Source organism: Ureibacillus acetophenoni (genome assembly GCF_900220965.1).
Classification (GTDB): domain Bacteria; phylum Bacillota; class Bacilli; order Bacillales_A; family Planococcaceae; genus Ureibacillus; species Ureibacillus acetophenoni.
In genome coordinates this window covers 93,624-106,741 of the sequence record NZ_OBQC01000009.1, presented here as the reverse complement: position 1 = coordinate 106,741, position 13,118 = coordinate 93,624, and the positions used below count along the sequence as shown (strand labels likewise).

Below are 13,118 nucleotides of genomic sequence, written 5' to 3'. Positions count from 1 at the left end.
TCTAAATTAGTGGAAAGATAGACCACTGATGGAAGTTTTACCTTATAATATCACAGATAATTGATAGTTTTTCACCTTTTGTATGTGAATATGTATAAAAATATTTTAGTTATTATCCAAACCATAACCAGCTGAAAAAATAAAAAGAGACGAACTAAGCGTTCGTCTCCAAATTTTAATTAACCGATAGAACCTTCCATTTCGAACTTGATTAAACGGTTCATTTCAACCGCATATTCCATTGGAAGTTCTTTTGTGAATGGTTCGATGAAGCCCATTACGATCATTTCTGTTGCTTCTTGCTCAGAAATACCACGGCTCATTAAATAGAATAATTGTTCTTCAGATACTTTTGAAACTTTTGCTTCGTGCTCTAAAGATACATTATCATTTAATACTTCGTTGTAAGGAATCGTATCAGATGTAGATTGGTTATCCATAATTAACGTATCACATTCGATGTTTGAACGTGCGCCAGTTGCTTTTTTACCAAATCTAACGATACCACGGTAAGAAACTTTACCACCGTGTTTTGCAATCGATTTAGAAACGATTGATGAAGATGTATTTGGTGCTAAGTGAATCATTTTTGCACCAGCATCTTGGTGTTGACCTTTACCTGCAATCGCAATTGAAAGTGTCATACCTCGTGCACCTTCACCTTTAAGGATACATGCTGGGTATTTCATTGTTAATTTAGAACCGATATTACCATCAATCCATTCCATCGTACCGTTTTCTTCAACAACCGTACGTTTTGTAACTAGGTTATAAACGTTGTTTGCCCAGTTTTGGATCGTTGTATAACGGCAATAAGCGTCTTTTTTAACAATGATTTCAACAACTGCTGAGTGAAGTGAGTTTGTTGTGTAAACAGGAGCTGTACATCCTTCTACATAGTGAACACTTGCGCCTTCATCAACAATAATTAATGTACGTTCGAATTGACCCATGTTTTCAGAGTTAATACGGAAGTATGCTTGTAATGGAGTATCTAACTTCACACCAGGTGGAACGTAAATGAATGATCCCCCTGACCAAACTGCTGAGTTTAATGCAGCAAATTTGTTGTCTGAAGATGGTATAACAGTACCCCAGTATTTTTTAAAGATATCTTCATTTTCTTTTAATGCTGAATCAGTATCTTTGAAAACAATCCCTAAATCTTCAAGGTCTTTTTTCATGTTGTGGTAAACAACTTCTGATTCGTATTGAGCTGATACACCAGCTAAATATTTTTGTTCTGCTTCAGGAATACCTAATTTGTCAAATGTTGCCTTGATTTCTTCAGGTACTTCATCCCAAGATCTTTGAGTTGCTTCAGATGGTTTTACATAATACGTAATTTCATCGAAGTCTAAACCAGAAAGATCTCCACCCCATTGTGGCATTGGTTTTGAGTAGAAGATTTCTAGCGCTTTAAGACGGTAGTTTAACATCCACTCAGGTTCATTTTTCATTGTTGATATTTCACGAACGATATCTTCGGTTAATCCACGTTTTGAACGGAAAACTGATACGTCCTTATCATGGAAACCGTATTTGTAATCGCCGATTTCAGGCATTTGTTTAGCCATTTTCTTTCCTCCGTTCAATCCTTATTTTGCTTCGTTCTTTACGCCCTTTTCCATTGCTTTCCAAGCAAGAGTAGCGCATTTGATTCGAGCTGGGAATTTGGCAACACCTTGTAGTGCAGCAACATCCCCTAATTCATCCATAATATCTTCATCAATTTCTTCACCAAGCATCAATTTTGAAAATACATCAGCATATTTAAGAGCCTCATTAATAGGTTTCCCTTTAATAGCTTCTGTCATCATTGATGCAGAGGACATTGAAATTGAACAACCTTCTCCATCAAATCTAGCATCTTCAACAATCTCGCCATTTAGTTTTAATGTTAAATGGATTCTGTCACCACATGTTGGATTATTCATATCAATGGTAACACTATTATCATCTAATGAACCTTTGTTACGAGGTTTTTTGTAATGGTCCATGATAACGGAACGATATAGTTGATCTAAATTATTAAAAGACATCGTTAAAATACTCCTTCGCGCCTCGCAGACCTTCAACAAGACGATCAATATCTTCTTTCGTATTATAAATGTAGAAGCTAGCGCGTGCTGTTGCTGAACATGATAGCCATTTCATCAGTGGTTGAGCACAATGATGACCTGCACGGATTGCAATACCATTCATATCGAGTACTGTAGCTAAATCATGTGGATGTACATCATCAATATTAAACGTAATTAATCCACAACGTTTTTCTGGATCACGTGGGCCATAAATTGAAAGGCCATCAATTTTATCCATCTCTTGTAGTGCATAAGCTACTAGTTCATGTTCATGTTTTGCAATATTTTCAAGTCCAATTTCCGTTAAATAATCAATAGCAGCGCCTAAACCGATTGCTCCAGCGATATTTGGTGTACCACCTTCAAACTTCCAAGGTAGCTCCTTCCAAGTTGAATCATATAAATCAACAAAGTCGATCATTTCCCCACCAAATTCAATTGGTTCCATTTCTTCTAGTAGCGCCTCTTTACCATAAAGTGCCCCAATACCAGTAGGACCACACATTTTATGACCAGAGATTCCTAAGAAATCAACATCTAAATCTTGTACATCAATTGGCATATGAGGTGCAGCTTGAGCCGCATCTACAACAATAATTGCACCATGCTCGTGAGCAATTTCAGCGATTTCTTTGATTGGGTTTATTGTTCCTAAAACATTAGAAGCCATTGTAATTGCAACGATTTTAGTTTTATCAGTAATCGTATTACGAACTGTTTCTAACGTAATTGTTCCATCTTCCTCAAGATCAAAATACTTAAGTACCGCTTTTTTCTCTTTAGCAAGTTGCTGCCATGGAATTAGATTAGAATGGTGCTCCATGTATGAAATAATAATTTCATCGCCCTCTTCTATTTTCTGTCTTCCATAACCAGAAGCTACAGTATTTAATGATGTAGTTGTACCTCTAGTATAGATAATCTCTTTTGTAGACTTGGCATTAATAAATTTACGAACTTTTTCACGTGCACCTTCATAAGAATCAGTTGCACGGTTACCAAGTGTATGTACACCACGATGTACGTTAGAGTTATCTAAATCGTAATACTTTCTAATCACATCAAGTACTTGTTTTGGTTTTTGAGATGTTGCAGCACTATCAAGGTAAACGAGCGGATGCCCGTTTACTTCTTGATTTAAAATTGGAAAATCTTTTCTGAATTCATTCATTAACGAACTTTCCCTTCGATTACCTTCGTCAATTGTTCTTGTACGCTCTTAATCGGAATGCTTTGAACAACAGGCGCTAGGAAACCATGTATAATTAAACGTTCAGCATCGGCTTTCGAAATACCTCTACTCATTAGATAGAATAGTTGGATAGGGTCAACACGACCTGCAGAAGCAGCGTGTCCAGCCATAACATCGTCTTCATCGATTAAAAGAATTGGGTTCGCATCTCCACGAGCGTTTTCAGATAACATTAATACACGTGATTCTTGAACCGCATTAGATCTTGAAGCACCATGCTCAATTTTTCCGATACCGTTGAAAATTGATTGAGCAGATTCTCTCATTACACCATGTTTTAAGATAAACCCTTCAGAGTTTTTACCCCAGTGACGAATTTCAGTAGTGAAGTTTTGTTTTTGTTCACCACGGCCTACTACTACAGTTTTCGTATTAGCATTAGAATTATCACCAACTAAATGAGTAATACTTTCTGAAACTGTATCTGAATCATTCATTAAACCTAAAGCCCAGTCAATTCTAGCATCACGTAAAAGATGTCCACGACGGTTTACGTAAGTTGTAAATCCTTTTGCTAAAACATCAACAGCACCGAAGTTTACTTGTGCATTATCTAATGCAATTACTTCTTCGATAATATTCGCTTGCCCTTTAGATTCTGAAACTGTAGAAACGTAAGTCTCAACATACGTAACACTTGAGTTTTTATCTGCAACTAATAGTACGTGGTTGAATAAAGACGCTTCTTCGTTGTCATTAATAAATACAACTTGTAGTGGCTTTTCTAACACAACGTTTTTCGGTACGTAAATAAATACGCCACCGTTTACTAATGCTGCATGGTAAGCAGCTAATTTATGCTCATCCACTTTTACAGCGGTTGTCATGAAATATTGTTTTACTAAATCGCTATGTTCACGAATTGCTGTTTGAATATCAGTGAAAATTACACCTTGTGTTTTTAACTCTTCTGATACTTTAAGGAAAGCAGGTGTGTTATTTCGTTGGATATAAAGGTTTTCTTGACCTTCAATATCAATAACTTCTTTTACTTCGGCAGAAAGTTCATCTAAAGAATTAAATGTAGCACTTTCAACTGTATGTTTTGGAAACTCTAAAAAGTTCCAGTTTGTAATGTTTGTTTTGTCTGGTGTTGGCATTGGAAGTTCTGTAGCTTTTTCAATTGCACTCACACGAAAATCAGTAAACCATGTTGGTTCATTGTTTAATTGTGAGAATGAACGTACTTCGTCAACTGACAATGCCAATTTTGTTTCAACTGTCATTTTAGTTCCGTCCTTTCTCCTTATGCTTCTTGTTCTACTGTTTCATCTTCGATACCTAATTCTTTTTTAATCCAGTCGTAACCTTCAGCTTCTAAACGTTGTGCTAATTCTGGACCACCAGATTTAACAACGCGACCTTGCATCATTACGTGTACGTGATCTGGAGTAATGTAGTTTAATAAACGTTGGTAGTGAGTGATTGCTAAGCAACCGAACCCTTCTCCGCGCATTTGGTTGATTCCTTTTGCAACAACTTTTAAAGCATCGATATCAAGACCTGAGTCGATTTCGTCAAGGATTGCAAATTTAGGTTGGATCATCATTAATTGAAGGATTTCGTTACGTTTCTTTTCCCCACCAGAGAACCCTTCGTTTAAGTAACGTTGAGCCATGTCTTGGTCCATTTCTAAGAAGTCCATAGTTTTATCTAATTCGCGGATAAATTTCATTAGAGAAATTTCATTTCCTTCGCCACGACGTGCATTAATTGCAGAACGGATGAAGTCCGCATTTGTAACACCAGAAATTTCTGATGGATATTGCATCGCTAAAAACAAACCAGCTTGTGCTCTTTCGTCAACTTCCATTTCTAGTACGTTTTCGCCATCTAACTCAATTGTACCTTGAGTAACTTCATATTTTGGATGTCCCATAATCGCAGAAGCTAACGTAGACTTACCAGTACCGTTAGGACCCATGATTGCGTGAACTTCGTTTGTATTAATTGTAAGGTTTACACCTTTTAAGATTTCTTTGTCTTCTATAGATACGTGAAGATCTTTTATAACTAGTGTAGACATTATTTTCCCTCCGATTGTACGTTGAATGGTAAAACCATTACTTATTTATTATCATTCTAATCTTAACCGAAAACAAGTTAGCTTGCAAAACATTTATTCCGCAATGAATTCCATCTAGTAAAAACCAAATAAATAAAGACAATTATTAAGCATTTTTTTATTTTACAAAATTTTTGAAGTTAAAAAGTGGAAACTTCTATTTTCAATAAACTTATTTTAATTGAGAATGGAATTCAATAAAAACATGCGGATAACTTATCGATCAATGGCAATATGTATATAATACCCGAAAATGATGAAAACTTATCATGTGTGATGAATACATTTGATACATAATCTGGGTGTGTTGTGTTTGTGTTGTAAAGTTTCGTGAGGTTCGGGGCGTGGGATTTTATTATAGGGATATAGTCATGGGCTTTGTTAATTATTATGATGATGGCAAGTTCTTAATGGCAGGTATCGCAAAAGTGGGCTTCATAGTACTTAGGAATGAGATTTTTGGATGAAGTTCTTAATGACAACGGCTTTAACTTCCTCTTGAATGACTATTCTGTCGAATTTCATTTCAACATGGGCTTCATCTACCTTATGAAAGACATTTCTGATCGAATTTCGTCTCCAAATGTCCTTCATCGGCCTCATGAAAGACATTTCTAATTGAATTCCTTTCCAATATGTCATTCATTGACATTATCAGGACCATTCCTCTACGAATTTCATCTCAAAATGTTCTTCATTTACCTTATAAAGACCATTCTCAAAGAATTTCATGCCAAACTGGTTCTCATCAAACTAATCAAGACCATTTATATTCGAATTTCATATCAAAGTGGGCTTCATCTACCTTATCAAGACCATTTCTTACAGAAATTGATGCCAAAATGGTTCTTATCACCTCTAATGAAGACCAACTCCTATTGAATTTCTTCCTATATTCGCCTTCATCCACTTATTAAAGACATTTCCATTTGACTTCTCTTTCGTCCTTTACAAGCCCTATAAAAGACACTCCCAACTAAATTGCCACCATTTTTGTCCTTTAGGGGCCCTATAAAATACACTTCCACCTAAATTACCATCCCTTTCGTCCTTTATCAACCTCATAAAAGACACTTCCATCTAAATTACTATCCCTTTCTTCCTTTATCAACCTTATAAAAGACACTAGCACCTAAATTACAATCTCTTTTGTCCTTTAGAAGCCCTATAAAAGACACTTCCACCTAAATTACCATCCCTTTCGTCCTTTATCAACCTTATAAAAGACACTTCCATCTAAATTACTACCCCTTTTGTCCTTTATCAACTTTATAAAAGACACTTCCACCTAAATTACAATCCCTTTTGTCCTTTACAAGCCCTATAAAAGACACTTCCACCTAAATTACCGTCCCTTTTGTCCTTTATCAACCCTATAAAAGACATTCCCACCTAAATTACAATCCCTTTTGTCCTTTATCAACCTTATAAAAGACACTTCCACCTAAATTCCCTTCCCTTTTGTCCTTTATCAACCTTATAAAAGACACTTCCACCTAAATTACCATCCCTTTCGTCCTTTATCAACCTTATAAAAGACCCTTCCACCTAAATGCCCTTCCCTTTTGTCCTTTATCAACCACAATTTCCCCTCCTAATATATAACCTCATAAAAAAATGCGTTTTCCGGGAATCCGAAAAACGCATATTCTTACTTGCACACTTCAGCTGCTAAATACGCATCAACGTTTGCAGCAACTGCTCGGCCTTCTTTAATGGCCCAAACGACAAGACTTTGGCCTCGTCTTGCATCACCTGCGGCAAATACGCCTTCTATATTTGTTTTGAAATCTTTTAACGATGCTTTTACTCTATTATTTGAAACCTTGACACCAAATTGGAGAGGCAACTCCTTTTCTACTCCTTCAAATCCAATTGCAACAAAGATTGCCTGAGCTGGCCAGACTTTTTCCGTTCCTGGAATCTCTTTAAAATAATGAAACCCGTCCTCACCTAAGAGTTTCTCCATTTGAATCGTATGCAGTTCTTTGACACGACCTTTGCTATCTTTAACGATTTTTTGTGTTTGGATACAGTATTCCCGCGGATCTGCGCCATGAATTGCATCAGCTTCCTCATAAGCATAATCCAATTTATATACATTTGGATCCTGTGGCCACGGTGTGTCCTCTGTTCGTTTCAAAGGTAATTGCGGATGCTTCCCAAATTGGTAGACAGACCGTGCTTTTTGGCGAATTGATGTCGCAACGCAGTCTGCACCCGTATCACCACCACCAATGACAATGACATCTTTACCATTCACATCGATTGCTTGATCGTCCTCCAAATTCGAATCTAGTAAACTCTTCGTTACACCAGTTAAATAATCCATCGCTAAATGAACACCAATTGCGTCACTACCTTCAATCCGCAAGCTTCGCTGTTGCTGTGCGCCTGTACATAAAATGACCGCATCATAGCGTAACTTTAAAACTTCAGGTGATACATCCTTTCCAATCTCCGTATTTAATACAAAGTCAATCCCCTCTTGACAAAGTAAATTTATTCGCCGTTCAACAACATCTTTTTCTAATTTCATGTTCGGAATTCCATACATTAGTAACCCACCAGGTCGATCCGCGCGCTCATAGACTGTTACTTTATGACCAAGTTGATTTAACTCGTCAGCGCAAGCTAACCCTGCAGGACCTGAACCAATAACGGCTACTTTTTTACCTGAGCGACTTGATGGAATTCGTGGTGTGATCCAATTATTTTCAAAGCCTTTATCTATAATAGAACGTTCTATAGATTTAATTGCTACTGCTGGGTCACTGATAGCAAGTGTGCATGCCCCTTCACAAGGCGCTGGACATACACGCCCTGTAAATTCCGGAAAGTTATTAGTCATTTGAAGGCGTTGTAACGCTTCTTTCCAGTGCCCTTTATATACTAAATCATTCCATTCAGGTATAACATTTTGAATTGGACAACCCGCTGCTGTTCCTCGGATTTCAATCCCCATGAGGCAAAATGGAGTTCCGCAATCCATGCATCGTGCACCTTGAGTTTGTAATGCTTCATCTGACATTCGCTTCGTATATTCATTCCAATTTTCCACTCGGTCTATTGGTGGCTGTTCCTCCGCTGTTTCCCTTTCATATTCCATAAATCCAGTCGGTTTTCCCACGATTCAAGTCCCCCCTTCATTTTAAAACAAATTCTTTAGTACCAGTTGTTTCCATGAAAGCCTGTATTGCAGCATCGTCCTCAGTTAGTCCAACTAATTTAAGTCTATTAATCTTTTCAATCATCTTTTGATAATCTGTTGGAACAACTTTCATAAATTTAGGTACAAAGTGCTCCCACTTAGCTAAAATATCCAGCGCGATTGTACTATCTGTATGCTCTAAATGTTGGATAATCATAGAACGCACTAAACTAATTTCATCTTTGTCCTTAAGTCTTTCAAGTTGAATCATTTCCATATTACAATTTGATGTAAATTCATCTTTGTCCGTTGGTAAGACATAAGCTATACCTCCACTCATTCCTGCAGCAAAGTTTTTACCTACGTCCCCTAAAACTACTACGCGACCACCTGTCATATATTCACAGCCATGATCTCCGATACCTTCTACGACCACATTTGCTCCACTATTTCGAACTGCAAAACGTTCTCCAGCACGTCCATTAATAAACGCTGTACCACCTGAAGCACCGTATAAGCATACATTGCCTGCAATAACGTTTTTCTCTTGCTCTCCCTTAATTGGAGCGATAGATACTAACTTACCACCAGATAAACCTTTACCAAAGTAATCGTTCACATCACCAGTTACCGAAAGCGTCAGACCACTTGGTGCAAATGCACCGAAACTTTGTCCTGCATGACCATTGAATTTTAATGTGATTGTATCTTCTTTTAACCCTTTTTCACCGTATTTTCTTGTTATTTCACTTCCAATAATTGTTCCTACTACTCGGTCAGTATTTTTAATCTCGTATTCTAGCGCAACTTTCTCTTTTTCCCTAATGCACTTTTCTACTTTCCCTAATAGAACTCGCATATCTAACGTTTCATCAATTTGAAGGTCTTGTTCTTGCTGTTTTGTTTTAGCACTTGTTCCTTGCACTTGATAAAGTAATGAAGTCAAATCAAGTTGGCCTGCTTTCCAATGCTCATCGGCACGCTTACTCACTTGTAATACATCTGTTCGTCCAACCATTTCTTCTACAGTGCGGAAACCAAGTTTAGCCATTAATTCGCGCATTTCCTCTGCAACAAATCGCATATAATTCACTACATGTTCCGGTTTTCCCATAAATTTCTCACGTAGTTCTGGGTTTTGAGTCGCAACCCCCACTGGACAAGTATCTAAATGACAAGCTCGCATCATGACACACCCTAATACGATTAACTGCGCAGTTGCAAAACCGTATTCTTCTGCACCAAGCAGTGCTGCCATGACAACATCTTTCCCTGTCATTAATTTGCCGTCGGTTTCTAACGTTACTCGATCACGTAGTCCGTTTAACATCAACGTCTGATGTGCTTCTGCTAAACCTAGTTCCCAAGGTAATCCCGTATGTTTTATAGAAGTCTTAGGTGATGCACCAGTTCCACCGTCATATCCAGAAATGACAATTACATCTGCCCCTCCCTTTGCAACACCAGCAGCAATCGTTCCTACCCCAGACTTTGCTACTAATTTCACAGAGATTCTCGCATGATGATTGGCATTTTTCAAATCGTAAATAAGCTCCGCCAAATCTTCAATCGAGTAAATATCATGATGTGGTGGTGGTGATATTAACCCAACACCTGGTGTAGATCCGCGCACTTCTGCCACCCAAGGATATACTTTATTCCCCGGGAGTTGACCACCTTCACCTGGTTTTGCACCTTGGGCTACTTTAATTTGAAGCTCATTTGCATTTACTAAATAATGAGACTTCACACCGAAACGGCCAGAAGCAATTTGTTTAATTGCACTGTTCCTGTTATCTCCATTTTTATCAATCTCATAACGAGCTGGATGCTCTCCACCTTCCCCAGAATTGGAACGTCCCCCTAGACGATTCATAGCAATTGCTAATGTTTCATGAGCTTCTTGCGAAATAGAACCAAAGGACATCGCACCGGTTTTGAATCGTTTTACAATGGAATCAACGGATTCAACTTCGTTCAATGGAATTGGTTTAATATCATTTCTAAACTCAAATAGATTTCTTAAAAATCCTATTTGCTCTTCATTAGCCATTTCGGCATACATACGGTATAGCCCAATATCATTTTTGCGAGTCGCCCATTGTAATGTGTGGATTGTTTTCGGATTAAAAGCATGATGTTCTCCGTTTGCTCGCCATTGAAAATCACTACCGGATTCCAATTCTTCGCTAGAATTAATAGCTTGTGCATGGCGTTTAAGTGCTTCTTCCCCAATCGTCACAAGATCTATACCATCAATTTGTGAGGCAGTACCTGTGAAGTAGTGATCAATTACCTTTTTACTAATACCTACCGCTTCGAAAATTTGAGCACCACGATAAGATTGAACAGTTGAAATCCCCATTTTTGACATTACTTTTACAACACCATCTGTTATACCTTTACGATAATTTTTCACAGCTTCTTTGTAACTTAAGTTCAGATGGTCCTTATTAACTATGTCAGCAATTGTCGCATAGGTTAAGTAAGGATGTACCGCATCTACCCCAAAACCAATTAGTGCAGCAAAGTGATGTACTTCACGAACCTCACCACAATTTGCGATAATACTTACTTTTGTGCGATTACCTGTACGAATTAAATGTTGGTGCAACCCACTTACCGCAAGCAAAATTGGAATCGTCGGTACATTTGTATCCCCTAATTCGTCGGATAAAACTATTAAACTATTCCCTTCGTTTATTGCACTTACTGCTTCAGAAAAAATTCTATCCAATTCCTTTTCTAAAGATTCCGTAAATTCCAATGAGATTGCCTTACTTTTAAACTGATGATCATCTAATAGGAGGATTTGATTATATTCACTAGTTGTTAAAATTGGAGTTTCCAAATAGATCCGTCTAGCATTCTCACCATTTGGATGAAGTAAATTACCCTCTGCACCCAAGTGGGTCATTGTTGAAGTAACAATATGTTCACGTATTGAATCAATTGGAGGATTTGTTACTTGAGCAAATAACTGTTTAAAATAATTAAATAAAGATTGTGGCCGTTCTGATAATACAGCTAATGGTGAATCGTTCCCCATCGAACCTAGAGGGTCTTTCCCACTTGAAGCGATAGGATGAATGTACTTATGAATATCCTCATACGTGTATCCAAACACTTTTTGTCTTTTAAGAAGTTGACTAATATCCGGAAGTTCTTCACTATCTGCATGAATTAAAAACTTGTTTTCATCTAGCCATTTAGCATAAGGTTCTGCATTGGCCATTTGGCTTTTCAGTTCATCATCTGAGATGATTTTCCCCTTCTCTAAATCTATTAAAAGCATCCGACCCGGACTTAAACGTTCTTTGTACAATACGTTTTCTTCGTCAATATCTACAACACCAACCTCAGAAGAAAAAACAATCATATCATCCTTCGTAACATAGTACCGGGCAGGCCTTAATCCGTTACGGTCAAGTATAGAACCTATCTGCTTTCCATCTGTAAAACAGATAGCAGTAGGACCATCCCAAGGCTCCATTAAATTCGCATGATATTCATAGAAAGCTTTCTTTTCTTTTGTCATATGAGGGTTTTCTGTCCACGGCTCTGGAATGAGCATCATTGCTGTATGAGCAGGAGTACGGCCAGCTAAAACAAAAAACTCAAAAGCATTATCTAACATCGATGAATCCGAACCTGATTGATCGATAATTGGTAATACTTTTTGTAAATCATCTCCAAAGGCATCAGATATAAACTGCTTTTCACGAGCTGTCATCCAGTTGACGTTTCCACGCAATGTGTTAATTTCTCCATTATGAACAATGTAACGATTCGGATGTGCTCGTTCCCAACTTGGAAATGTATTCGTCGAGTAACGTGAATGTACAATTGCAAATGCGGAAGTAAAACCCTTATCTTGCAGATCAATGTAAAATTCACTAACTTCTAGTGGTGTTAACAATCCTTTAAACACTATCGTTTGACTTGACATGCTTGGGCAATAAAATTTGAATTTATTGTTCTTTGCCCAACTTTCCGCTTGTTTACGGATTAAATATAGCTTTCTTTCAAAGGCTAATGTATCTTTAACACCTTTTGATTGTATAAAAACTTGTCTTACTGCGGGTGCAGTTCTCTTTGCATTTTCACTTAACTGTCCATTATTCGTTGGAACAGTTCTCCAACCTATTAAAGTTTGACCTTCTTGTTCTATTAATTCATTAATTTTATGTTCAATTGTTTGTCTTTCCACATCGTTATCGGTGAAAAATAGTTGGCCAACACCGTACTCTCCTTTTTTAGGTAATGGTAATTCTGAACAATTCTTCTTATAAAAAGTATCTGGAATTTGAACCATAAGCCCAGCGCCGTCACCTGTTTTTCCGTCGCCACCACGACCTGCACGGTGGTCCAATCGACTTAACATTTCTAAACCGTTTCTTACAATTTCATGTGAAGCAATTCCTTTTATATTTGCATAAAATCCAATACCACAAGCATCGTGTTCGAATGTCGGAGAATAGAGTCCTTGTGCATCCGGAAGTTGATGATATGTCATAGTATTTCCCCCCTAATCAAGTAAAATAGCGTATTTACATTTTATTGCAT

General features: G+C 37.5%; 7 protein-coding genes. All 7 read right to left on the bottom strand.

Annotated features, from left to right (window positions below; genetic code table 11):
• Positions 1-179: 179 nt before the first annotated feature.
• On the bottom strand, positions 180-1,577 hold the full coding sequence (gene sufB, locus CRO45_RS12625) for a Fe-S cluster assembly protein SufB (protein WP_097150009.1): 1,398 nt from the start codon (positions 1,575-1,577) through the stop codon (positions 180-182).
• A 21-nt stretch (positions 1,578-1,598) separates the two neighbouring features.
• The gene (sufU, locus tag CRO45_RS12620) at positions 1,599-2,042 is read right to left on the bottom strand and encodes a Fe-S cluster assembly sulfur transfer protein SufU (protein ID WP_097150008.1); all 444 of its coding nucleotides are present in this window, start codon (positions 2,040-2,042) and stop codon (positions 1,599-1,601) included.
• The gene (locus tag CRO45_RS12615) at positions 2,032-3,255 is read right to left on the bottom strand and encodes a cysteine desulfurase (protein ID WP_097150007.1); all 1,224 of its coding nucleotides are present in this window, start codon (positions 3,253-3,255) and stop codon (positions 2,032-2,034) included. The genes sufU and CRO45_RS12615 overlap by 11 nt, the downstream gene beginning before the upstream one ends.
• Positions 3,255-4,562: a Fe-S cluster assembly protein SufD gene (gene sufD / locus CRO45_RS12610; protein ID WP_097150006.1), complete on the bottom strand. Its 1,308-nt coding sequence runs from the start codon at positions 4,560-4,562 to the stop codon at positions 3,255-3,257. The genes CRO45_RS12615 and sufD overlap by 1 nt, the downstream gene beginning before the upstream one ends.
• Before the next feature lie 20 nt (positions 4,563-4,582).
• Positions 4,583-5,362, bottom strand: coding sequence for a Fe-S cluster assembly ATPase SufC (sufC, locus tag CRO45_RS12605; RefSeq protein WP_097150005.1), 780 nt, complete (start codon positions 5,360-5,362; stop codon positions 4,583-4,585).
• A gap of 1,690 nt (positions 5,363-7,052) precedes the next feature.
• On the bottom strand, positions 7,053-8,531 hold the full coding sequence (locus tag CRO45_RS12595; protein WP_097150003.1) for a glutamate synthase subunit beta: 1,479 nt from the start codon (positions 8,529-8,531) through the stop codon (positions 7,053-7,055).
• 16 nt (positions 8,532-8,547) lie between these two features.
• Positions 8,548-13,068 carry a glutamate synthase large subunit gene (gene gltB / locus CRO45_RS12590; RefSeq protein ID WP_097150002.1) on the bottom strand — a complete coding sequence of 1,507 codons (4,521 nt, stop codon included), beginning with the start codon at positions 13,066-13,068 and terminating at the stop codon, positions 8,548-8,550.
• Positions 13,069-13,118: the final 50 nt, after the last annotated feature.